Origin of the sequence: Bradyrhizobium sp. BTAi1 (genome assembly GCF_000015165.1) — a bacterium.
Taxonomy (GTDB): domain Bacteria; phylum Pseudomonadota; class Alphaproteobacteria; order Rhizobiales; family Xanthobacteraceae; genus Bradyrhizobium; species Bradyrhizobium denitrificans.
The window spans coordinates 6,157,398-6,179,914 of record NC_009485.1; the positions used below are offsets into that span (position 1 = coordinate 6,157,398).

25 protein-coding genes are annotated in these 22,517 nt (G+C 63.5%); 17 read left to right on the top strand and 8 right to left on the bottom strand.

The window, feature by feature from the left end:
- The first annotated feature begins 45 nt into the window (after window positions 1-45).
- Complete coding sequence (gene fghA, locus BBTA_RS27760) at window positions 46-891, top strand: S-formylglutathione hydrolase (RefSeq protein ID WP_012045834.1); 846 nt, start codon at window positions 46-48, stop codon at window positions 889-891.
- A 946-nt stretch (window positions 892-1,837) separates the two neighbouring features.
- On the opposite strand, the gene BBTA_RS27765 is transcribed toward fghA, so the two are convergent.
- The gene (locus BBTA_RS27765; protein ID WP_041751643.1) at window positions 1,838-2,317 is read right to left on the bottom strand and encodes a DUF3280 domain-containing protein; all 480 of its coding nucleotides are present in this window, start codon (window positions 2,315-2,317) and stop codon (window positions 1,838-1,840) included.
- Window positions 2,318-2,458: 141 nt separating this feature from the next.
- Between BBTA_RS27765 and BBTA_RS27770 the strand changes: the two genes are divergently transcribed.
- From BBTA_RS27770 to BBTA_RS27790, 5 genes are all read left to right on the top strand, one after another.
- Window positions 2,459-3,661 (top strand): ABC transporter substrate-binding protein, encoded by a 1,203-nt coding sequence (locus tag BBTA_RS27770; RefSeq protein ID WP_012045836.1) that lies wholly within the window; start codon window positions 2,459-2,461, stop codon window positions 3,659-3,661.
- 296 nt (window positions 3,662-3,957) lie between these two features.
- The gene (locus BBTA_RS27775; RefSeq protein ID WP_012045837.1) at window positions 3,958-4,965 is read left to right on the top strand and encodes a YVTN family beta-propeller repeat protein; all 1,008 of its coding nucleotides are present in this window, start codon (window positions 3,958-3,960) and stop codon (window positions 4,963-4,965) included.
- Window positions 4,962-5,804: an ABC transporter ATP-binding protein gene (locus BBTA_RS27780; RefSeq protein WP_041750931.1), complete on the top strand. Its 843-nt coding sequence runs from the start codon at window positions 4,962-4,964 to the stop codon at window positions 5,802-5,804. The genes BBTA_RS27775 and BBTA_RS27780 overlap by 4 nt, the downstream gene beginning before the upstream one ends.
- Window positions 5,801-6,655, top strand: coding sequence for an ABC transporter permease (locus BBTA_RS27785; protein WP_012045839.1), 855 nt, complete (start codon window positions 5,801-5,803; stop codon window positions 6,653-6,655). The genes BBTA_RS27780 and BBTA_RS27785 overlap by 4 nt, the downstream gene beginning before the upstream one ends.
- Window positions 6,652-7,266 (top strand): hypothetical protein, encoded by a 615-nt coding sequence (locus tag BBTA_RS27790; RefSeq protein ID WP_012045840.1) that lies wholly within the window; start codon window positions 6,652-6,654, stop codon window positions 7,264-7,266. The genes BBTA_RS27785 and BBTA_RS27790 overlap by 4 nt, the downstream gene beginning before the upstream one ends.
- 188 nt (window positions 7,267-7,454) lie before the next feature.
- Here the strand turns inward: BBTA_RS27790 and BBTA_RS27795 are convergent, their stop codons facing one another.
- Both BBTA_RS27795 and BBTA_RS27800 read right to left on the bottom strand, forming a co-directional pair.
- Window positions 7,455-8,018, bottom strand: coding sequence for a PQQ-dependent catabolism-associated CXXCW motif protein (locus BBTA_RS27795; protein WP_012045841.1), 564 nt, complete (start codon window positions 8,016-8,018; stop codon window positions 7,455-7,457).
- Window positions 8,015-8,890, bottom strand: coding sequence for a substrate-binding domain-containing protein (locus BBTA_RS27800; RefSeq protein ID WP_012045842.1), 876 nt, complete (start codon window positions 8,888-8,890; stop codon window positions 8,015-8,017). Before BBTA_RS27800 ends, BBTA_RS27795 begins: the two co-directional genes overlap by 4 nt.
- A gap of 194 nt (window positions 8,891-9,084) precedes the next feature.
- On the opposite strand from BBTA_RS27800, the gene BBTA_RS27805 reads away from it, so the two are divergent.
- Both BBTA_RS27805 and BBTA_RS27810 read left to right on the top strand, forming a co-directional pair.
- Window positions 9,085-9,984 (top strand): quinoprotein relay system zinc metallohydrolase 2, encoded by a 900-nt coding sequence (locus BBTA_RS27805; RefSeq protein WP_041751645.1) that lies wholly within the window; start codon window positions 9,085-9,087, stop codon window positions 9,982-9,984.
- 56 nt (window positions 9,985-10,040) lie between these two features.
- On the top strand, window positions 10,041-10,877 hold the full coding sequence (locus tag BBTA_RS27810) for a quinoprotein dehydrogenase-associated SoxYZ-like carrier (RefSeq protein ID WP_012045844.1): 837 nt from the start codon (window positions 10,041-10,043) through the stop codon (window positions 10,875-10,877).
- A 23-nt stretch (window positions 10,878-10,900) separates the two neighbouring features.
- On the opposite strand, the gene BBTA_RS27815 is transcribed toward BBTA_RS27810, so the two are convergent.
- A complete protein-coding gene (locus BBTA_RS27815; protein ID WP_012045845.1) occupies window positions 10,901-11,260 on the bottom strand; it encodes a hypothetical protein in 360 nt (119 codons plus the stop codon).
- Window positions 11,261-11,346: 86 nt separating this feature from the next.
- Here BBTA_RS27815 and BBTA_RS27820 point away from each other — a divergent pair, with 86 nt between their 5' ends.
- Genes BBTA_RS27820 through BBTA_RS27835 form a run of 4 tightly spaced genes read left to right on the top strand, consistent with a single transcriptional unit; the run spans window position 11,347 to window position 14,166 of the window.
- Entirely contained in the window at window positions 11,347-12,342 is a 996-nt protein-coding gene (locus BBTA_RS27820) for an ABC transporter substrate-binding protein (protein ID WP_012045846.1), read from the top strand.
- Window positions 12,342-13,079: an ABC transporter permease gene (locus BBTA_RS27825; protein ID WP_012045847.1), complete on the top strand. Its 738-nt coding sequence runs from the start codon at window positions 12,342-12,344 to the stop codon at window positions 13,077-13,079. Before BBTA_RS27820 ends, BBTA_RS27825 begins: the two co-directional genes overlap by 1 nt.
- Window positions 13,069-13,779, top strand: coding sequence for an ABC transporter ATP-binding protein (locus BBTA_RS27830; RefSeq protein ID WP_012045848.1), 711 nt, complete (start codon window positions 13,069-13,071; stop codon window positions 13,777-13,779). The genes BBTA_RS27825 and BBTA_RS27830 overlap by 11 nt, the downstream gene beginning before the upstream one ends.
- Window positions 13,780-13,815: 36 nt before the next feature.
- Entirely contained in the window at window positions 13,816-14,166 is a 351-nt protein-coding gene (locus BBTA_RS27835; RefSeq protein WP_012045849.1) for a hypothetical protein, read from the top strand.
- Between the two features lie 18 nt (window positions 14,167-14,184).
- Here BBTA_RS27835 and BBTA_RS27840 read toward each other — a convergent pair whose 3' ends face one another.
- A complete protein-coding gene (locus tag BBTA_RS27840; RefSeq protein WP_012045850.1) occupies window positions 14,185-14,397 on the bottom strand; it encodes a hypothetical protein in 213 nt (70 codons plus the stop codon).
- A gap of 209 nt (window positions 14,398-14,606) precedes the next feature.
- On the opposite strand from BBTA_RS27840, the gene BBTA_RS27845 reads away from it, so the two are divergent.
- Window positions 14,607-14,915: an EthD family reductase gene (locus BBTA_RS27845; RefSeq protein WP_012045851.1), complete on the top strand. Its 309-nt coding sequence runs from the start codon at window positions 14,607-14,609 to the stop codon at window positions 14,913-14,915.
- Between the two features lie 296 nt (window positions 14,916-15,211).
- On the opposite strand, the gene pqqA is transcribed toward BBTA_RS27845, so the two are convergent.
- Both pqqA and BBTA_RS27855 read right to left on the bottom strand, forming a co-directional pair.
- Window positions 15,212-15,292, bottom strand: a complete 81-nt coding sequence (pqqA, locus tag BBTA_RS27850; protein WP_009031067.1) for a pyrroloquinoline quinone precursor peptide PqqA — start codon at window positions 15,290-15,292, stop codon at window positions 15,212-15,214.
- Window positions 15,293-15,645: 353 nt separating this feature from the next.
- The gene (locus BBTA_RS27855) at window positions 15,646-16,038 is read right to left on the bottom strand and encodes a hypothetical protein (protein WP_210263754.1); all 393 of its coding nucleotides are present in this window, start codon (window positions 16,036-16,038) and stop codon (window positions 15,646-15,648) included.
- 263 nt (window positions 16,039-16,301) lie between these two features.
- Between BBTA_RS27855 and BBTA_RS27860 the strand changes: the two genes are divergently transcribed.
- The 3 genes from BBTA_RS27860 to BBTA_RS27870 are packed head-to-tail and all read left to right on the top strand — an operon-like array spanning window position 16,302 to window position 19,264.
- Entirely contained in the window at window positions 16,302-17,966 is a 1,665-nt protein-coding gene (locus BBTA_RS27860; protein WP_012045854.1) for a methanol/ethanol family PQQ-dependent dehydrogenase, read from the top strand.
- 24 nt (window positions 17,967-17,990) lie between these two features.
- On the top strand, window positions 17,991-18,329 hold the full coding sequence (locus tag BBTA_RS27865; protein WP_012045855.1) for a cytochrome c: 339 nt from the start codon (window positions 17,991-17,993) through the stop codon (window positions 18,327-18,329).
- Complete coding sequence (locus BBTA_RS27870; RefSeq protein WP_041750932.1) at window positions 18,326-19,264, top strand: ABC transporter substrate-binding protein; 939 nt, start codon at window positions 18,326-18,328, stop codon at window positions 19,262-19,264. Before BBTA_RS27865 ends, BBTA_RS27870 begins: the two co-directional genes overlap by 4 nt.
- 20 nt (window positions 19,265-19,284) lie before the next feature.
- On the opposite strand, the gene BBTA_RS27875 is transcribed toward BBTA_RS27870, so the two are convergent.
- The gene (locus tag BBTA_RS27875; protein ID WP_012045857.1) at window positions 19,285-20,232 is read right to left on the bottom strand and encodes a helix-turn-helix domain-containing protein; all 948 of its coding nucleotides are present in this window, start codon (window positions 20,230-20,232) and stop codon (window positions 19,285-19,287) included.
- A gap of 406 nt (window positions 20,233-20,638) precedes the next feature.
- On the opposite strand from BBTA_RS27875, the gene xoxF5 reads away from it, so the two are divergent.
- Window positions 20,639-22,444, top strand: coding sequence for a lanthanide-dependent methanol dehydrogenase XoxF5 (gene xoxF5 / locus BBTA_RS27880; RefSeq protein WP_012045858.1), 1,806 nt, complete (start codon window positions 20,639-20,641; stop codon window positions 22,442-22,444).
- Window positions 22,445-22,517 lie beyond the last annotated feature (73 nt).

Genomic DNA, 22,517 nt, shown 5'->3' on the forward strand with positions numbered 1-22,517 from the left:
CCCTGACATCATCGCTCAACAGTCATCGCTCAACAGGATGCTTCCATGACGCTCACGACGGTCTCCCAGAACAAGGCCCATGGTGGCATCCAGGGCGTGTACCGGCACGCCAGCCAGGAGACCAAGACTGAGATGACGTTCTCGGTGTTCGTGCCGGCGCATGATGCGGGCGCGAAACTGCCGGTGGTCTGGTATCTCTCCGGCCTGACCTGCACGCATGCCAATGTCACCGAGAAAGGCGAGTTCCGCGCCGCCTGCGCCGAGCTCGGCCTGATCTTCGTCGCCCCCGACACCTCGCCGCGCGGCGACGGCGTGCCCGGCGATCCCAACAATGCCTATGATTTCGGCCTCGGCGCCGGCTTCTATGTCGATGCGACGCAGGAGCCGTTCGCGAAGAACTATCGCATGTGGAGCTACGTCACCGAGGAACTGCCGAGCGTGGTCGCGGCCAGTTTCCCGATCGATCCGCGCCGGCAGTCGATCATGGGCCACTCGATGGGCGGCCATGGCGCGCTCACCGTGGCGTTGCGCAACCCGGACCGCTACCGGGCGGCCAGCGCGTTCGCGCCGATCGTCGCGCCCTCCCAGGTGCCGTGGGGCGAGAAGGCCCTGGGCGGCTATCTCGGCGCGGACAAGGCGGCCTGGCGCAAGCACGATGCCGTGGCGCTGATCGAGGACGGCGCCCGCCTCTCCGATCTGCTGGTCGATGTCGGCGATGCCGACCAGTTCCTGGCGCAGCAGCTGCGGCCCGAGCTCCTCAAGGCCGCCTGTGAGAAAGCCAACATCCCGCTGCTGCTGCGCAAGCAGGACGGCTACGACCACAGCTACTACTTCATCTCCACCTTCATGGGCGACCATCTGCGCTGGCACGCGGCCCGGCTCGGGCGCTGACACCAGCGCGCACCTGATTTGCCCGGCGGGCGCGATGACGCGCGCGCCGGGCTCGCTTGTGGTCGCCGCCGGTCTCGTTTCAGCTGCGCGCAGACCGTAATTTCGGCAGGCCGCGCAACGCCATCAGCCCTGTCCAGTTGGCGGACGAAAAAGATTAAACTTTCGGTTTTTCAAAAAACATGATTGTGTAGCCCCATCCCGCCTCGTCGAGAGGGCGTATCGCGGTCGTCACGAACGTGGAGGTGGGGATGCGGTGGACGCCGGCGGCGCGCAGCATGGTCGGGGCATAACATGTCCAGGAGCATGTGGACGAACGCGTCACGGCGTACGGCCAAGTCGCGCGGTCCTGGCATCCCGAAGCCGATGCCCCCGCGGCGGCGCGCGATCAGCGTGCTGTCGCGCACGGTGACCAGAAAGCCCGGCGCACCGGGGAGCACGCGAAGCAACCGTGAAAACCATCGCGCAGGGAGGGTCGGGATGTTCCCAGCCGAACCTGTGGTACCTGCCGCCTGCTTTTGTCTTCGCAGGCGGGCCATGGGGGCGGCAGGCTCCCGGCCTTCCCTGCGCCTCTCTGGTTTCCGAGGGGCGATCGATACGCACAGTTCGGGCGTCGTCCGCCGCGAGGATGCAGCCTCATGCCTGTCAATGCCATGGTCGATCAGATCGACGCAACATCGGGGCCTCATGGTTCGAGACGCGCCGTCGCGTGCATCGATGGTGTGGCAGGCTTCAGCGCGCGGCGCTCCTCACCATGAGGATCGGGCTCCCAAATCGACGCGGCACATGGGCCATGAGCCGCGTACTCATGGAGAGGGGCTCGGCAGCAGTTTCGGCGAGCAATGTCTTGGATTTCGCCGCGCACTCACGCCTCATCCTGAGGAGCCCGCCTTTGGGCGGGCGTCGCGAAGGATGGCCACATCCACCGGCCGGGCGATGCCCTCGTCGCCTATTGCGCCTGCGGCGCGCCGTAGTTCGGCGCCAGGAGGCGATTGCGGACCAGCCAGGCCATGGTGCGCGTCCAGGACTCGTCGGTATTGCCGCGCATGTCGGCGGTCATGGCCGCAACCGGCTGGCCGGTGTGAGCGTCGCGCAAATAGATGTTCATGTTGAGGATCAGATTGGACACTTTCTGCACCGTCCCGGTCATCGCGAGATCGGCCCCGAGATCGGCAGCGAGCTTGACGTCACAGCCGCCGCAGGCCTGCAGATTGCTATGGTGCGCCGCATCGTTAACAGGGCCGATGTCGAGCACGCGAAATTGTCCGGAGTCGCGGAGCGCGGCGCGGAGTTGCTCGCCCGCCTGGGCCAACCGCCGCTGCTCGTCCTGGCGCGGGCCCTGCACCTCGCCCTGCAGGCTGCTGTCGATCAGCTCGAAGTCGAAGACGGCCACCTTGGGCGGCTCGGCATGCACAGATGCTGCTGAGATGAGGAGCAGCGACGCGAGGACGAAGGCGAGTTTCAAGGTCGTGATCCGAAATGATGCCACAGCGGCCAAAAGCGGGGTTGAAAGCTAGGCCAATTCGGTCATCTTGCAACATGAAACCTCGCCAAGACAGGACGGGGAACAATGGGAGGACTTGTGGTCCTGGGAGTTCTGGCCCGATGCCTGATCGGCGCGATCGGCCTCTTTGCGACCGCGGCGCACGCCGCGGAGCCCGTCGACATTGCGATCGGCTATCTCGGCCGCGCCGGCGCGCCGCAGACCTTGTCGCCGCTCGACCAGCCGGCGCCCGATGACGGCGTGGCCGGCGCGCGGCTCGCCATTGAGGACAACAACACCACCGGCAAATTCCTCAACCAGCGCTTCACCCTGATCGATCGTCGCGTGAAGGACGACGAGGACGCCGCACAGGCCGCCAATGAGCTGGCCGGCAAGACCGGCTTCATCCTCGCCGACCTGCCGGCCGATACGCTGCTCAAGGTTGCTGATGCCTTGCGCGGACGCGGCACCACCCTGCTCAATGTCGGTTCAACCGACGATCGGCTGCGCGAGCAGGATTGCCGCGCCAACGTGCTCCATGTCGCGCCGACGCGCTCGATGCTGGCCGATGGCCTGGCGCAATATCTGGTCTGGAAGCAATGGAAGCGCTGGCTGCTCGTCACCGGCTCACATGACAATGACAAACTGTTCGCCGACGCGCTGCGCCGCGCCGCCACCCGCTTCGGCGCCAAGATCGTCGAGGAGCGCAGCTTCGAGGACACGGGCGGCGCCCGCCGCACCGATTCCGGCGTCACCCTGATCCAGCGCCAGATGCCGGTGTTCACGCAGAAGGCGCCGGCCTATGACGTCCTCGTCGCCGCCGATGAGAGCGAGGTGTTCGCCAACTATCTGCCCTACCGCACCTGGGATCCGCGCCCGGTCGCCGGCTCCGCGGGACTGCGGCCCACCAGCTGGGACCCGGCGCAGGACCAATGGGGCGCGACGCAGTTGCAGAACCGCTTCATGAAGCTGGCCTCGCGCCGCATGGACGCCCTGGACATGCAGGCCTGGATGGCCGTGCGCATGGTCGGCGAGGCGGCCTCGCGCACCAATTCCGGCGACGCCAAGGCGATGGCCGACTACCTCAAGGGCCCGAACTTCACCATCGCCGCCTTCAAGGGCACGAGGCTCTCCTTGCGCGACTGGAACCTGCAACTGCGCCAACCGATCCTTTTGGCCGACGGCCGCATGATCGTCTCGGTCTCGCCGCAGGAAGGTTTCCTGCACCAGGTCTCCGAGCTGGACACGCTCGGCGTCGACCGCCCCGAAACCAAGTGCAAGCTGCAATGATGTCGGATCTGATCATGCTGATGAAGATGTTGTGTCCGACACGCTGGAAGCGTTTCCATTGGCAGGGTGACCGGTATGGATCCGTCCGCCAGGCAATGACCAACGACGACGCGAGCGCGATGCCAGCCTCTCCCCGCCTGCCGGGAGAGGCCGGATTGCATCGGAGATGCAATCCGGGTGAGGGGGGCTCTGCGCACGCCGTGCTCACGGAGACGGCCCCTCTTCCCGTGAAGACCGGGGAGAGGGAGCGCACCGTCCGTGCCGCGAGATCTCGAATTTATCTTACGAAGGGCCGAATGAGAGAATTGTGCCGCAGGCAGTTCGCCAGGGGCCTGCGACTGGCAGCCGGCCTGCTCACCGCCGCGCTGTTGCTGGCGCAGGCATCCCCCGCCTTCGCCTATGTCGCCTTCGTCTCCAACGAGAAGGGCAACACGGTCTCCGTCATCGACACCGACACCTGGACCGTGACCAAGACCATCAAGGTCGGCCAGCGGCCGCGCGGCATCGCGTTCACCCGTGACGGCAAGTTCGTGATGGTGGCGGTCGGCGACGACGACACGATCCAGGTGATCGATGCCAAGAAGATGGAGGTGGTGGACACCCTGCCCTCCGGCCCCGATCCCGAGCTGTTCGCGCAGGATGCGGCCGGCAAGACGCTCTATGTGGCGAACGAGAACGACAACACCGTCACGGTGCTCGACCTCGAGAAGCGCGTCCGCATCGGCGACGTCCAAGTCGGCGTCGAGCCGGAAGGCATGATGCTCAGTCCGGACGGCAAGATCCTGATCTGCACCTCCGAGACTACCAACATGGCGCATTTCATCGACACGGCGACGCGCAAGATCGTCGCCAACGTGCTGGTCGATGCGCGGCCGCGCTATGCCGAGTTCAAGACCGACGGATCGGAGCTGTGGGTCTCGGCCGAAATCGGCGGCACGGTCTCGATCATCGATCCGGCCAAGCGCGAGGTCACCGGCAAGATCAAGTTCGCCGTGCCGGGCCTGCGCAGCGAGGCGATCCAGCCGGTCGGCATCAGCCTGACGAAGGATGGCAAGACCGGCTTCGTCGCACTCGGCCCCGCCAACCGCGTCGCTGTCGTCGACGGCGCCACGCATGAGGTGAAGAAATATCTCCTGGTCGGTCAGCGCGTCTGGCACATGGAGTTCACGCCCGACGAGAAATATCTGCTCGTCACCAACGGCGTCTCCAACGACGTGTCGGTGATCGACGTGGCGGCGCAGAAGGTGATCAAGACCATCCAGGTCGGCGAACTGCCCTGGGGCATCACGATTGCACAACCATGACGCTCAACGCACCCGCTCTCGATTCCACAACCTCGGCACCACAGCCGACGTCCAATCAGGTGCCAGCGCTGTCGGTCGCTGGCGTCAATCATTCCTACGGCGCCCGCAAGGCGCTCAACGATGTCAGCTTCGCGGTGCGGCCGGCAAGCTTCACCGCCCTGCTCGGCCTCAACGGCGCTGGCAAGAGCACGCTGTTCTCGCTGATCACCCGCCTGTTCGCGGTGCAGACCGGGCATATCGGCATTTTCGGCCATGACATCGGCCGCACGCCGGGCGAGGCGCTGCGGCTGCTCGGCGTCGTGTTCCAGCCGCGCACGCTCGATCTCGATCTGTCGCTGACCCAGAACCTGCTCTATCACGCCGCGCTGCATGGCATAGCGCGCCGCGAGGCCCGCGCGCGCAGCGCGGAGCTGCTCGCGCGGATCGGCCTTGCCGACCGCGCTGGCAACAAGGTGCGCGATCTCTCCGGCGGCCAGATGCGCCGGCTGGAGATCGCCCGCGCCCTGCTGCATCGGCCACGGCTGTTGCTGCTCGACGAGGCGACGGTCGGGCTCGACGTCAAGGCCCGCGCCGATATCGTCGGTCATGTCCGCCAGCTCGTCACCGAACAGGGCATCGGCGTGCTCTGGGCGACGCATCTGTTCGACGAGATCGCCGCGACCGACGATCTCGTCGTGTTGCATCAGGGCCGCGTCCTGGCGCGCGGACCGGTGCCGCAGGTGATCGCCGAGGCTGGCGCGGCGGATGTCAATGCGGCGTTCGCGCGGCTGACGACCCAGGCCAGTCCGTCCAGTGTCAATCCGGTCAGTGTCAATCCGGCGCGGAGTGCGGACGCATGACCCTCACCACCATTCATCCCGCCACGCCGACCCGCAGCGGCTTTTCCGCCGGCGAGTATATCACCTGCCTCACCGGCATCGTCTGGCGCGAGGGCTTGCGTTTCCTGCATCAGCGCGAGCGCTTCGTCTCGGCGCTGGTGCGACCGCTGGTCTGGCTGTTCATCTTCGCCGCCGGCTTCCGACAGGTGCTCGGCATCTCGATCATCCCGCCTTATGAGACCTACATTCTCTATGAGGTCTATATCGCACCAGGCCTGATGGCGATGATCCAGCTGTTCAACGGCATGCAGTCGTCGCTGTCCATGGTCTACGACCGCGAGATGGGCAATATGCGCACGCTGCTCGTCAGCCCGCTGCCGCGCGGCTACCTGCTGTTCTGCAAGCTGCTCGCCGGCACCGCCGTCTCCGTGCTGCAGGTCTATGCGTTTCTCGCCATCGCCTGGTTCTGGGACATCACACCACCGCCGATGGGCTACCTCACGGTGCTGCCCGCCCTGATCCTGTCCGGCCTGATGCTCGGCGCGCTGGGCATGCTGATCTCCTCCGGCATCAAGCAGCTGGAGAATTTCGCCGGCGTGATGAACTTCGTGATCTTTCCGATGTTCTTCGCCTCCTCGGCGCTCTACCCGCTGTGGCGCGTCGAGGAAGGCAGCCCCTGGCTCGCTTATCTCTGCGAAGCCAATCCATTCACCCATGCGGTCGAGCTCATTCGCTTCGCCCTCTACGGCAAGTTGAACTGGGTCTCTCTGGCCGTGGTCGGCGGCTGTACGGCCGTGTTCATGATCGGCGCGATCCTGGCCTACGATCCGTCGCGTGGTTTTGTCAGGCGTGGTCCCGGAGGCGAGGCATGAGGTCGAGAGCTGTGTTGGCGGGGATCGTGCTCATGGCGGCGTCGGCCGCGCCTGCCCTGGGCGCCGATCCGCGCTATCCCGACTGGCCCTGCCCGCAGGCCAAGGTGCCGGAGATCTCGATCGCCGCGGTCTGGTCGGGCCCAGCGATCGATGACGTCGGCACGAATTGGAAGGACGACGCCAAGATCGCGGAACTTGTCGCCAAGCTCGCCGCGCGCCGCATCCCGCTGGAACAGGCGCAGAAGGACATTTCCGATTTCCTCACCGGCACAGCGGAAGAGAAGACCCGCAAGGGCAAGCTGCTGTTCGCAGGCCTGTTCGATACGCTGAACGCACAACGGACCTCGGTCATGAACGGCCTGGAGCGCGTGATGCGCAAGCAGCGTGAGGCGGTCGAGAAGGTCCGCGGCGACACCATTGCGCTGCAGGAGATGCAAAGCAGCGCGACGCGCGACGAGGCCAAGATCGAGGAGTTGGGCAATCAGCTCAACTGGGAGACGCGCATCTTCGAGGACCGCCGTCGCGTGATGAAATTCGTCTGCGAGGTCCCGACCGCCATCGACCAGCGCCTGTTCGCGCTCGCCCGCGAGATCCAGCAGGACATGGAGTAGCTGCGGTGTCGTCGCTCGCCACAACAAGGGACCATGAGCGAGTGCACCGCCCCCTCCACGTCCTCATGCGCAGGGCTGACGCGCGCATCCACGTCTTTCCGCGTGGCACGACGTCGATGGCCGGGACAAGCCCGGCCATCACGAGCCAAACAACTGACGATGTAACGCGCGGTCACGAGCCGGGGCGCTCACTCCTCCGGCCGCGGCTCGGGCTGCGTCTGCTGCAACGGCAGGTCGGCGCGGGCCCAGCCGTCGGTCCCGTCGGGATACCAGGCGACGGCACGATAGCCATAGGTCAGCGCCCGCTTGGCGGCGTTCCAGGACATCCAGCAGTCCTCAAGACAGTAGAATACGAGCATGCGGCCGAGATCGCCGCCCGACGCCTGGGCCAGGCCGCGCTTCAAATAGTCCTCCGTCGCCGCCGCCAGCACGCCATAGCCGGTGTCCGGCAGCCAGATGCTGCCGGGAATGTCGAGACGCGGCTGCTCGCGCCAGACTGTGCCGACGGGGAGGCTTTTCGGCTTCGGCGGCCGCGGCAGGACATCGATAAAGGCCGCGGATTTCGTCCGCCAGATCGCTTCGGTCTCCGACGTGGACAGCACCCGCGCGCCGTTCAGCGTCGTCGGCACCGGCGCGCGGTAGTTCTCGGTGCGATAGCCGGGCGGCTCCGCCACGAGATCGTCAGCCCACGCGGCCACCGCGATCAGCAGCAGCGCGGCCGCCAGGACAATCGCGGTGAGCCGAACGATCATGGCTTCGCCGCAGCTTCGGCGGTGATCAGATGATTGCTCTCATCGAGCAGCGGCACGCCGAAATCCAGCAGGATCTTGTTGATCTCGCCCTGGTTCTCCTGGATCAGCTTGTTGAGCTGCCGCCGCCAGTTCTGGTCGGCGCCGCGCACGCCCATGGCGATGCGGTAGATCAGCTTCGGGCCGGACGTCTCCTTGACCAGCGGCGTCACGTGCAATTGCGGGTTTGCCTGCTTGGCGTAATAGCCGGCCATCGGGCCCCACAGCACGCCGGCATCGATCTCACCGGATTTCAGGTCGTTGATCATCGCCTCGGCCGACGAATCCACCCGGGTATCGATCATCAACGGATAGGGCTTTGCCGTCGGCATCAGCCCGGCGAGCGCCATGTTGGTCGCTGGCGGCGTGCCGGCCACGATGCCGATATGCTTGCCCTTGAGCTTGGGGTCTTCCAGCGTGGTGACATCGGCAAGATCGGAGCCCGGCTTGGTCACGATCGCATAGGCCGTCCGGTAATAGGGGCTCGTGCTCTGCACCAGATCATCCCCTTGCGGGAAGCCCATGATCACGTCGCAGCGATGCGAGCCGAGCGTCATGCGCACGAAACCCGTCGCCTGCGGGAAGAACGTGTAATCGACCTTCTTCTGCAGCTTGACGGCGAGGAACTCGGCGAGCTTGTTCTCGAAGCCTTCGCCCTTCTCGTTCGAGAACGGCAGGTTGCGCGGGTCGGCGCAGACCCGGAGCACCTTCGGGTCGACCAGCTCGATCGACAGGTCCAGCCCGTCATTGCTCTGCGCGTGAGACGCAACTGGTCCGAGCAGCGAGAGCCCCGCGGCCACAGCCAGCGAGCACGCGAGTTTGCGACGTTTCGTCATTGTTATTTCCATCCCTATGGAGCGCATCGAGGTATTTTTGGAAATGCTAGGCTGCCGGCCTCGCGCACGCAACAGCCCCTGTCATCGCGAAGAGTTGACCCCGTGTTGCACCGCAACGTCTGCAAGAACGAGAACACGATGTCTCATGCGAGCAAGGCCAACCGATAGTGACCCAATGGATCATCGCCATCATCATGGCGTGGGGCGCCGTTGCGCTCGGCGACGTCGCGCAGGCCGAGACACGGGAGCTTCCTGTCGAGGAGATCGCGTCCGGGGTGTTCGTCCATATCGGACAGACCGCGTTGATGACCGCGGAGAACGAAGGTGCCATCGCGAATGTCGGATTTGTCATCGGCAGCGATGCCGTTGCGGTGATCGATACCGGCGGCAGCGTCCGCGAGGGACGCGCTTTGCTGGCGGCGATCCGCGCCCGCAGCAGCAAGCCGATCCGCTACGTCATCAACACCCACGCCCATCCCGACCACATCTTCGGCAATGCCGCGTTCCAGGTGGACGACGCCCGCTTCGTCGGCGCGAAGAACCTGTCCCGGGCGATCGCCGTGCGCGGGCCGCATTACATCGAGGCCTTTCGTCGCTTGATGGGCGCCGAACTCATCGACGAGGTCCGCCTGGTGTCGCCATCGCTTGTCGTCGAGGATCACCTGTCGCTCGATCTGGGCGGGAGGACTCTGACCTTGAAGGCCTGGAGTACCGCTCATAGCGACTGCGACCTGACCGTCACCGACGACCAGAGCGGGACGTTGTTTGCTGGGGACCTGGTTTTCCTGCGTCACATCCCCGTGATGGACGGCAGTCTGCGCGGCTGGATCGCGGATATCGCGGCCCTGGCGACCATCACCGCCGCGCGCGTGGTACCCGGCCACGGGCCGGTCAGCCCATGGCCGCTGGCACTCACCGACGAACGCCGCTACCTCGACACATTGGCCCATGACGTTCGTGGGCTGATCAAGGCGGGCAAGCCGATCGCCGAGGCCGCAGGCGCCGCCGGATCGGAACGCGGCAAATGGGAGCTGTTCGACGACTACAATGCCCGCAATGCCACCGCGGCGTTCTCGGAAATGGAATGGGAATGAGGCCGAGGACGCGTTATGATCGTTAGCTCAGCAGACCACTCTCGGAGGATTGTGCCATGATCGGGCTACGCCTGCCGTCCCTATCGTTTCTCAGCGCTGGGCTTCTTGGCGCAAGTCTCGCGTTCTGCTTCGCACCTGCGAAGGCCGCTGAGGGGTACGATCCATGGCCGGGGCTGGTCCAGGACGTCTTCAACAACAAGCCGATGCAGGACGGTGCCAATGTCCTCTCGATCGAGATGCCGGCCCGCGCCGAGGATGCGTCGGTGGTACCGGTCACTCTTCGCAGCAAGCTGTCGCCTGCCGATGAGCGCCGCATCAAGACCATCACGCTGGTGATCGACCAGAACCCGGCACCGATGGCGGCCAAGTTCACCCTCGGCGCGGACGCCAATGTGACGGCGATATCGACCCGCGTGCGCGTCAACAACTACACAGATGTGCACGCTGTGGCCGAGCTGACCGACGGCCAGCTCTATGTCATCAAGACGTTCGTCAAGGCCTCCGGCGGCTGCTCGGCGCCGGCCGCGAAAAACCCGGACGAGGCCAAAGCCCGTATCGGCCAGATGCGCTACCGGCAGTTCACGCAAGCTGGCGACGGCGCCACGAGCGGCATCCGCGAAGCGCAGGTCATGGTCGGGCACCCCAACAATTCCGGGCTGCAGATGGATCAGCTGACGCAGCTCTACATCCCCGCCTTCTTCGTCGATCAGCTGACCCTGTCACAGGACGGCAGCCTGGTGCTGTCGGTGGAGGGCGGCATCTCGATCTCGGAGGATCCCAACATCCGCTTCACCTATGTGTCGAACGGCGCCAAGCACTTCCGCGCCGAGGCCAGGGACACGCAAGGCCATGTGTTCGAGCATGAATGGCCGGCGGAGGGCTCAGGCACCTGATGGCATCGCATGGCCGCAAGGCGTCAGAAACACCTCACCTCGGCTTCGGCCTGGGCACGGCGGAGATCGTTGAGCGCGCTGGCGGCCTGCTCGGAAGTGCGGAACTGGGTGCCGAGATTGCTGCGCACCTGGGACATGCTGAGAACGGTTTCCGCAGTGACGTAACGCTCATAGGGAATGATCGACGCGATCACGTCGATCGAACAGGAGCACTGCGTGATCGATTGACGGGATTCGCCATTGGCCTTCATGCAGCCGAACACATATTCGGCGCGCGCGGAGGTCGGATAGTCGTTGAGCTCGTCGGCGCGAGCCGCCCCGCCCACGCCAATCAACGCAAGACAAACGGCGACAATCGGTCCTACCTGAACAACACAGCGCATCACAGTCCTCCGCAGCATCGCAGCCAAAGCTATGCTAAGGAAACGAGGCTGAAAAGAACACATCTCGAGGAAATGCAGACGGGCTCATGAGGCGGATCAGTCATTTCCAGATCAGTCATTTGTTGATCGCATTACTTGCCTGCGTCGGGCTGCCGGTCTCCGCGGGCTGCGCCACTGAGACCGTCAAGGTTGCAGTGCAAAAGACCGGAACCTTTGCCTGGGAACTGGCCGTCATCCGAGCCCATCAACTGGACAAGCAGGCCGACATTTCGATCGATGCCGTCGAGCTCGCAAGTCCCGAAGCCGGCAAGATCGCGCTACGCGCCGGCAATGCCGATATCATGGTATCGGACTGGTTATGGGTGTCACGCGAGCGTGCGCTCGGCGCGAAGCTGACCTTCACGCCCTATTCGAGTGCGCTCGGCGCCGTGATGGTCCCGGCAAACTCGCCGATCAAGACGTTGTCCGATCTCAAGGGGCGCAAGCTGGCGGTGGCCGGCGGTCCGCTCGACAAGAGCTGGCTGTTGCTGCAGGCCTCACTCAAGCGTGATGGGATCGATCTGAAGTCGCAGGCCACGATCAGCTATGGCGCGCCGCCGCTGCTGGCCGCCAAACTGGCGGACGGCGAGATGGATGCGGGCTTGAACTACTGGAATTTCTGCGCGGCGCTGGAAGCCAAGGGCTTCCGCCGTCTGACCGGCGTCGAGGATCTCCTGGCTCCGTTCGGCGCCAAGGGCCGCACGGCCATGATCGGCTACGTTTTTGACGAGGACTGGGCCGGCAAGCATCGCGATCTCGTGGCCCGCTTCCTCTCTGTCACCGCCAAGGCCAAGGAGATCCTGGCGGCGTCCGATGCCGAGTGGCAGACGATCGCACCGTTGACCGGCGCGCCTGACGACGCCACCTTGCGGGTCTATCGCGACCGCTACCGCGAAGGCATTCCACGCCGCCCCGTGGCCGAGGAAGAGGCCGACGCCCGCATCCTCTATGGGGTGCTCGCCGCGATCGGCGGACGCGATCTGGTCGGCCCTTCGCCCGAGCTCAGTCCCGGCACCTACTACAGGGCGGATGCGAGGGATTAGTGCTGCGACTGTTATCCTTTGCGCTTCTGCTGGCCACCTGGTGGATCGCCGCCGCCGTCGCCGGCAGCGTCAAGCTGCCGCCGCCATCGGCGGTGCTGGCGGTCGCGATCGCGGAAGCGCAATCCGGCGCGTTGTTTCTGCATCTCGGCGCCACGCTGGCCCGCGTCACCCTCGCCTTCACGCTGTCGATGGCGATCGGATCGGCGCTCGGCTACTGGATGGGGCGCAGCCGGCTCGCCAATCGCCTTGGCGATCCCTGGCTGATCCTGCTGCTCAACCTGCCTGCCCTGGTGGTGATCGTGCTCGCTTACATCTGGGCGGGGCTGACCGAGGTCGCCGCCATCGCAGCGATCGCGATCAACAAGCTGCCGACCGCCGTGGTGACCTTGCGCGAGGGCGCCCGCGCACTCGATCCAGCGCTCGATGAAATGGCCAAGGTCTTCGCCTTTCCGCGCGGCCGCATCCTCCGCCACGTCCTGCTGCCGCAGCTCGCACCTTACATCGCGGCGGCGGCGCGCTCCGGCCTGTCGCTGGTGTGGAAGATCGTGCTGGTCGCCGAGCTGCTCGGACGGCCCAATGGCATCGGCTTCGAGATCGGCGTCGCGTTTCAGCTGTTCGACATTCCGCTGCTGCTCGCCTACTCCCTGAGCTTCGCCGCCGTGGTGCTGGTGATCGAAGCTGTCATTGTCCAGCCGTTTGAGCGGCGCGCATCAAGGTGGCGGCTCCGTGCAGCTTGATGTCGATATCAGCTCGAAGAGCTACACCAGCGCCAATGGCAAGCGGCAGCAGGTGATCGCCGGGATGACGTTCACGCTCCGACGCGGCGAGGTCGGGGTCGTGGTCGGCCCATCCGGCTGCGGCAAGAGCACGATGCTGCGGATCCTCGCGGGCCTCGATTCCGATTATCAAGGCAAGGTGTCGCAACCCGCCGGTGCGCGGCTCGCGATGGTGTTCCAGGAGCCCCGGCTGCTGCCGTGGCGATCGGTGGAGGACAATGTCCGGCTGGCGGCGCCTGACGTTGCGGAGGACAGGCTGTCTGCCATCTTCGCCGTGCTCGAGCTCGAGGGGCATCGCAGCCATTTTCCGGGCGAGCTGTCCCTCGGCCTCGCACGTCGGGCAGCGCTGGCACGGGCATTCGCGGTCGAACCGGACTTCCTGATTCTCGATGAGCCGCTGGCCTCGCTTGACGATGCTCTCGCCGCGCGGCTGCGCGAGGAAATTGCGACATTGGTGGCCTCGCGGCCGATGATCACGCTGCTGGTCACGCACAGTATGGATGATGCGGTCCGGCTCGGGGATCGTATCTTCCTGCTGTCCTCACGACCGGCCCGGCTGCTCCACACGGTCCCGATCGCCGTGCCACGTGCGCAGCGCAGCAACGAGCTCATTGCCGCGATCAAGGCCGATCTGGCGCGATTGGATTTTTCCGTGTCATAGTCATGGCAATGATCGCGATCGACCAGGGAAAACGCCATGAGAGCCGCAACTGCCGTCACGGCAATCACCATTCTGTCGAGCCTGCCGGTCGCGGTGCACGCGCAGAGCAAGGGCATCCGGTTGTGGAATCTGACGACGGCGACGATGACCGGCTTCCAGCTCTCTCCTGCTGGCGAGAACAAGTGGGGGCCGAATCAGACGCTGAACGACAAGGACAAGGAACTCGATCACGACGAACGGCTGAAGCTGACCGGGATCGAGCCGGGCCGCTATGATGCCAAGGTCAGCTATGCCGGCGACCGCCAATGCATCGTCCGCGGCCTCGACATCAAGGCCGAAGCCGTGATCTCGGTGGCCGACAAGGACTTGAAGGAGTGCACGAAGTAGGCAGGCGCCGGGCCGGCGTCAGGCCTTGTCGTTGCTGTGCGGGTACTCGCAGCGCCAGCGCACCGCGGTCCATTTCGGGTGTTCGCCGATCCATTGCGCGATATAGGGCGGCGCCTTCATCGCACATTGCTGCAGGGATGCGCCGCCATCGGCGAAATGGAGATGTTGCTCTTCGCATGTCGTCGGCGAGAGCACCGCACAGACGGTAATCACGAGATCTATCGGGCTCATGGCTCGGTCCTTCGATAAGCCTGATGCACACTACCTCAAAATACGACATCCGGCCGCATCGGTTTCTCTTTACGCCACAATTTGTCGAGGGAACCGCGGCAGAAGCACGTTCAAGCGGCGGATCCGGTCCTGGCGCTTGATCCGGGCGTGCGGATCGGCTGCAATAGCGGCGGTCGATCGACCTCAAGAAACGATTTTGGAGGAAGCAGATGCCCAAGGTTCTCGTGCTCTACAAGACCCCGAAGAGCGCCGAAGCATTCGACAAGCACTACATGAATGTCCACGTACCGCTGGCGAAAAAGATCCCTGGCCTCAAGACCTACGACATCAGCCGCGGCCCGGTGAATGGACCGGCGGGAGCCACCAACATTCACCTCGTGGCGACGCTGACATTCGATTCGATGCAGGCGTTGCAGGCGGGCATGGGCTCCGCCGAGGGAAAGGCTGCCGCGGGAGATCTGCCTAATTTTGCTGATGGCGGCGTCGACCTTTACATCTTCGACACCCAAGACGTTTAGGCGAACCGAACAGCAGATTTGGGCGAACGGAGATCGTCTGGGCGCTGGGCCGTTGATTGTTCTTCGGTCCGGTTGCCCGTGCCAGCGGACCGGAGGAGGCGTTCAAAACTGCTGGGCCGGTCTCATGAACAGTCCCCGACCGCTGAAAGAGCTACAAGCCTGAGCAAGAACAGGTCGAGGTCTTCACAAATTAAAGCAATAACAAACCAAGCTAATAACAGACCAAGGCAATCACAGTTCCGCCAAGCCAGTCCGAAGCGGATACCACGTCCGGTGGCTTGGCGGGTCGCTAATCGTTACTTGCGCGCCGCGCAAGCATACATGTTGATTTCCATGCCAACGGGCACTTCGACGATCTTCGGGGTCTTCCAGGCCATTTCAAACTCCCAAGTTCAGACTGTCATTGACTGGCGCCTTGCTCGCGCCGGCGATTAAGCTAGGGTCGGGCCTGTCGGAACGCAAGACGCCTGCCATCACAAGTCCCGAGCATATAAGTCGACAAGAAGCTTACTCGCCTCTTAGTTGTTTCGACATCGCCGAACAGCCGGTATCGTGCCGGATTGTGGGCCGAAACGTGGTCGTACACGTCAAACATCGCAGTCACGCACAGCCAATCCGGATTTCTACCGCCGGCGCGCGATATGAGCTCAGCGACCGAGCGGCGCCCCGGTCAAGGCGCCGATCCCACGCTTGCTTCACCTGCCGCAGGCGGCGGGCCCCTCTCCTCCTCTCAGGCCCCTCCTGGCTGCACGTAACAGAACACGTAACGATTGCGACTGAGGAAGATGATGCCGTGACCCGTCGGATTGCCCTTGTCCCACTTCAATTTATGGGCAGGGACTTCGATTTCGGTCCCGGTATCGATGTGCGGTCGACCACGCGGCTCATCCGGACGGTCATCCGTGATGGTCACGTAGGTCTTGCCGTCACGCACATGAATCTCGTCGGCGAAGTAGGCATCGGCTTCGCCACAACACGAGGCTGTCGGTACATCCGGTTGCATCAAAGCCTCGTACCACTGACGTAACGCGGGATCGACGGCTCCCCATTGGCCGAGATCACGTGCACTCGCACTCACCCAAAGGCAGCAAAGCATTCCGAGCCAAAGGATGGTTCGTTTCATCCGCCTACTCCTCTGTTGCCCCGGCAGAGGTCAATAAGCAATGTTCATGCCGCAACGCAACATCAGAGAGGTACCAAGATGCAGCAACATATTTGGCTGAACAAACAGCGGGTTACCTACGTGTTCCGGAGAGGATGAGGAGCGTTTCCCGATCGCTCGATGGCTACTGCCCACCTTTTCATATTGACGCTTCCCGATTTCGAGGGGAGTGTTGTTCCCGCAGCGTCAGAATAGGCGCGCATCAAAAATCTTGGAGGAAATGAATGAAGCGGATCGCGCTGGCCGCAGGCCTCGCCATCTTTGCATCACATGGTGCAAGCGCGCAGAGTGCCGATCAGTTGGTCAAGGGTGCCACTGATACGGCAAACGTCCTGAACTACGGGATGGGCTACAATCTGCAGCGGTTCAGCCCGCTCACGCAGATCAACAAAGACAACGCGAAGAACCTGGTTCCGGTGTGGAATTACAGCTTCGCCGATGACCGCAGCGAGGAGTCGCAGCCGCTCGTTTATCAGGGCGTGCTCTACGTCACGACTCACAACGCCACGATGGCGGTCGACGCCAAGACCGGCAAGCAGATCTGGAAGAGCAAGATCGACTATCCCGCCGAGACGCCGCGCGTCGTGTGCTGCGGCATCATCAACCGCGGTGCCGCCCTGTTCGACGGCAAGGTCTTCCGCACAACGCTCGATGCCAATGTGATCGCGCTCGATGCCAAGACCGGCAAGGAGCTGTGGCGTCAGAAGGCCGCCGACATCAAGGAAGGCTATTCGATGACCGTGGCGCCGCTGGTGGCGGATGGCGTCGTGATCACGGGTATCTCCGGTGCCGAGTTCGGGACCCGCGGCTTCATCGATGGCTGGGATCCGGCCACGGGCAAGCATTTGTGGCGTACCCACACCGTTCCCACTCCGGACGAGCCCGGCGGCGACACCTGGAAGGGCGACACCTGGAAACTGGGCGGTGGCTCGACCTGGATCACCGGCTCATACGATCCCGAGCAGAACACCGTGTTCTGGGGCGTCGGCAACCCCGGTCCGTTCAACGCGGCGGTGCGGCCCGGCGACAATCTCTACACCTGCTCGGTGCTCGCGCTCGACCCCAAGACCGGGAAGATGAAGTGGCACTTCCAGTTCTCGCCGAACAATCCGTTCGATTATGACGCGGTCGCGGAGATGGTGCTCGCCGACATGAACGTCGAGGGCAAGCCGACCAAGGTGCTGATGAACGCCAACCGCAACGGCTTCTTCTACGTGCTTGATCGCTCCAACGGCAAGCTGCTGGCTGCCAACCCCTATGTGAAAGTCAACTGGGCCTCCAGCATCGATCTGAAGACCGGCAAGCCGGTCGAGACCGATGTCACGCGTGATGCGCGCGAGGGCAAGAAGGTCACGGTCTATCCGTCGATCCTTGGCGGCAAGAACTGGCAGCCGATGTCGTTCAATCCGCAGACCGGACTGGCTTACGCCAACACCCTCGTCTTCGGCGGCCACTACAAGACCGAGCCTGCCACCTACAAGGCCGGCGAGTGGTATCTCGGCATGGATCTGACCGATCTGTGGGATTGGCCGGAAGGTCCGCGTGGCCAGCTCAAGGCCATCGATCCCATGACCGGCAAGACCAAATGGGAGCAGCCGAGCGACATTCCGCGCTTCTCGGGCGTGCTGTCGACGGCCGGCGGCGTCGTGTTCTCGGGCAAGCTGACGGGCGAGTTCGAGGCCTTTGATGCCGACAGCGGCAAGAAGCTGTGGCAGTTCCAAACCGGCTCGGGCATCGAGGGGCAGCCTGTCACCTGGCAGCAGGATGGCGTTCAGTACGTCGCCGTCACCTCCGGCTATGGCGGTGTCTATTCCCTGTTCTCCGGCGACGAGCGACTGGCCAATGTGCCGGCGGGCGGCTCGCTGTGGGTTTTCGCGGTCAAGAACTGAGTTTGGACGCCCGTGAGACAGAACATGTTCATGAGAACGGCGGCGGCCTTCGCCGCCGTCGTGGCGACCTCGAGCATCCTCTCGACCGCCGCCTTCGCCCAACAGGATGAGACTGCTGCACACGGCCAAGTGGATCTCGGCAAGACGACATTCGCGCAGAAATGTTCGCATTGCCATGGCCCGAACATGGTGAACTCCGGCACGGTCACACCGGACTTGCGCCGGTTTCCTGACGACCAGCCACGCTTCGTGACCACCGTGAAGCAAGGCAAGAACGGCCGCATGCCGCCATGGGGTGACATTCTCAGCGATGATGAGATCACCGCTCTGTGGGCCTATGTTTCGAGCCGGAGAGCGCAATGACGCGCCGTCTCGCTTGCTGGGTGGCCGCCTGCATGATTTCAACAATGTCGACAGCGGCTTCGGCCGCTGACGACGTGCTGCGCATCTGTCTGGACGAAAATCTTCCACCGCTCTCGGCGCATCATCGCGGTCAGCCAGGCAGCGGTTTCGATATTCTCCTCGGACAGGCGATCGCTGAACGTCTCGGCAAGAAGCTCGAAATCCAATGGTTCGAAAGCAAGCTCGACGAGGATTCCAGTCCGGCGCTGGAAGCCAATGCACTGCTTTCGGACAGCAGATGCGCGCTGCTCGGCAGCTATGCTTTCACCCAGGATGGACTGGTCCAACCCGGCGTCAAGACGGCCAAGCTGCCGGATTTCGATGGTGCGACGCGTGACGATCGCCGGCGCCGCATCCCGCTGGGCGCCTTGATACCGAGCAAGCCCTATCTGTTCTCGACACTAACGGTCGTTCTCGGACCTGCGGCAGCACAGCGCCGAATCAAAGACATTGGAGATCTCGCTGGGCTGCGCCTCGGAATCGAGAGCGGCACATTGGCTGACGCGATCCTGATGACGTTCGACAACGGACGGTTGATCGAGGACATCACCCATCTGATTCCGACGCGGGATGATTTGTTGGGGGCGCTTGAACGAGGCAAGTTCGACGCAACGCTGCTCGACAGCCGGCGCTTCGATGCCTATCGGGCCGCTCACCCTGAGACGAAGCTCGCCGGATCCGGCTATAGCTATCCAATCGGCGTGAACCGTGGCTATGTCGCGCTGTCCAGTTCGTCAGACCTGCTGACAGCTGTCAACAAAGTATTGTCGGACCTGGAAGCTGCCGGAACTCTGGCCGATCTTGGTCGGTCGGCGGGACTGACCTACCTGCCTGCGCGCGAGCCGATCGTGCTCGGCGATGCCTTCCAGCAGATCATCCGGAGCGGCGCGCGCTGAAGCGCGTCGCGCCTGGACGCTCAGCGTGCTGCCGTCTTGTGAACCGATGACGGCACGACGCCAAAATATTTGCGGAACACGCGGCTGAAATGGGACGAACTCGAAAAGCCCCATGAGAACGCAACATCGGTGATGGTCTTGCCGCTCTGCGTTTCCAGCTCTTGCCGGCAATGTTGCAGCCGGGCTCGCCAGATGTAGTCGCTGACCGTCATGCCGCGATCGCTGAAGACCATGTGAAGGTAACGCTTGGTACAACCAAGAGCTGCCGAAATCTGATCGATGCAAAGATCCGGATCGCGCAGATGCTCGCGAATGAAGGCTTGCGCCCGGATGTAAACGGCCTCGGGCCCCGCACGGTCCAACATCCGATCGGCTTCCCGCAATGGCAACAACAACAGATCGATGAGCGATTCAGCGACGCTGGCCGCCGAGTTGGGCGACAGCCGAGTCGCCTCGTCAAAAGCGGCATGCGTCACGTCATGCGCGATCCGGCCCGTTCCGCTGCGCGCCGACAATTTGTACGCGGGCATTTTTTCGGACCGGAAGCCGCGCTCCTGCAGCAACTCCTTCGGCACGATAACGACATCGTGGCGCGTCAGCGCGGGGCTGACGATCGTGTGCGGCGACGAGACATCATAGGCAAGACAGTCGCCCGGTCCGATCTCGATCTGCCGGCCATCCTGCTCGAAATAGGAGACGCCATAGGTCTGGAACAGGATCTTGATGTAGGGATGTTCCGTATCTCGCGCTCGCGCATAGGTATGTGCGATGCGGTGCTGGCTGGCCTCGATCTGGCAGAGTTTCAGGCGCGAGACGGTGGTGAAATTGATGCGGCCTTCGAATGACGCCCCTTCCAACGGGTCGATATCGAAACGTCCGCAAAGATCGGTCAGTGCATCTGACCAACGTTGAATCTGGCTCTTCGGCGAGAACCCCGAAGTACTAAGCGAGCGGATCGTATCGGACATATTCATCCACCGATTCATGAGCGAAACGCAACGGGTCCGCCGCAGGACGGCGGACGAGATTGCAGCCGGATTACTCCCATTTTAAGGCCGCGCGAGCGTGCGCGGCAAATCGGTTCCAAAGATGTCCCCGGTGATCCTCCGCCTTCATGTCTGCAAGGTCAAGGGAAACATCAACCCCCGGTGGAACCACGGTGCTGCAAATTGATGCTACGCAACAAGAATGGGCCTCATGTTGCGGGCCAGCAAAGCAAAATCTCCTTCAAAATCTTCTGTTGGCTTCACTCTTGAGCAAGCGCTTTTCTCTATTGGGCAAGTTTCCCGATCCGGAAGGGGATAATCAATGATGCCGAAAACGAATACTGGGCCGCGCAATGCGGAACCTCAGTTGAACCCGGGAGGAAAGACGATGCGAAAGGTACTACTCGCAACTTGTCTGACGTCAGTCGCGGCGCTTGCCGCGGGTGGCGCATGGGCCAGCGAAGAGCTGGTCAAGATGTCGGCCAACCCGAAGGACTGGGTGATGCCGGCAGGAGATTACGCCAATACGCGTTACTCCAAGCTCAACCAGATCACCGCCCAGAACGTCGGCAAGCTGCAGGTCGCGTGGACCTTCTCCACCGGCGTGCTGCGCGGCCACGAAGGCGGCCCGCTCATCGTGGGCAACATGATGTATGTGCATACGCCGTTCCCGAACAAGGTGTATGCCATCGATCTGGCGCAGGACAACAAGATCGTCTGGCGGTACGAGCCGAAACAGGATCCGAACGTCATTCCGGTGATGTGCTGCGATACGGTCAATCGCGGCGTCGCCTATGGCGACGGCAAGATCTTCCTGCACCAGGCCGACGACAAGCTGGTGGCGATCGACGCCAAGACCGGCCAGCACGTCTGGACCGCCGTCAACGGCGATCCGAGCAAGGGCCAGACCGGCACCTCCGCGCCGCTCGTCGTCAAGGACAAGGTCCTGGTCGGCACCTCCGGCGGTGAGTTCGGCGTCCAGTGCAGCATGACCGCTTACGACATCAAGAGCGGCAAGCAGGTCTGGAAGGCCTACTCCGAAGGTCCGGATGACCAGATCCTGTTCGATGCCAACACCACCTCGCTCGGCAAGCCGGTGGGCAAGGACTCGAGCCTGAAGACCTGGCAGGGCGATCAGTGGAAGACCGGCGGCGGCTGCACCTGGGGCTGGATCTCCTATGATCCGCAGCTCGACATGGTGTATTACGGCTCGGGCAACCCCTCGACCTGGAATCCGAAGCAGCGTCCAGGCGACAACAAATGGTCGATGACGATCTTCGCGCGTGCGGCCGATACCGGCGTGGCGAAGTGGGTCTATCAGATGACGCCCCACGACGAGTGGGACTATGACGGCGTCAACGAGATGATCCTGTCGGACCAGGCGATCAACGGCCAGCCGCGCAAGCTCCTGACCCACTTCGATCGTAACGGTCTCGCCTACACCCTCGATCGCACCAATGGCGAGTTGCTGGTCGCCGAGAAGTACGACCCGAAGGTGAACTGGACCACCGGCGTCGACATGGACAAGAACTCTGCGACCTACGGACGTCCGAAGGTGGTCGATCAATACTCGACCGACAAGCAGGGCGAAGACGTCAACACCAAGGGCATCTGCCCCGCCGCGCTCGGCACCAAGGACGAACAGCCCGCCGCCTATTCTCCGGACACGCAGCTGTTCTATGTGCCGACCAACCATGTCTGCATGGACTACGAACCCTTCAAGGTGAGCTACACTGCAGGTCAGCCCTATGTCGGTGCGACGCTGTCGATGTATCCGCCTCCGGGTGAGAGCCATATGGGCAACTTCATCGCCTGGGACGGCAAGACCGGCAAGATCGCCTGGTCGAACAAGGAGCCGTTCTCGGTCTGGTCGGGTGCGCTCGCAACCGCTGGCGGCGTGGTGTTCTACGGAACGCTGGAAGGCTACCTCAAGGCTGTCGATGCCAAGACGGGCAAGGAGCTCTACAAGTTCAAGACTCCGTCCGGCATCATCGGCAACGTCACGACCTATGAGAACGGTGGCAAGCAGTATGTCGCCGTGCTCTCGGGTGTCGGTGGCTGGGCCGGCATCGGTCTTGCGGCGGGCCTGACGGATCCGACCGCCGGTCTCGGTGCGGTCGGTGGCTACGCAGCGCTGAGCAACTACACCGCTCTCGGCGGCACGCTCACCGTGTTCTCGCTCCCGCAACAGTGAGCTGACGGTCTGCTTCCGGCGCATGGACATGTCCATGCGCCGGTTCGCTACCCCCAAACTTAAGGGAAGACGC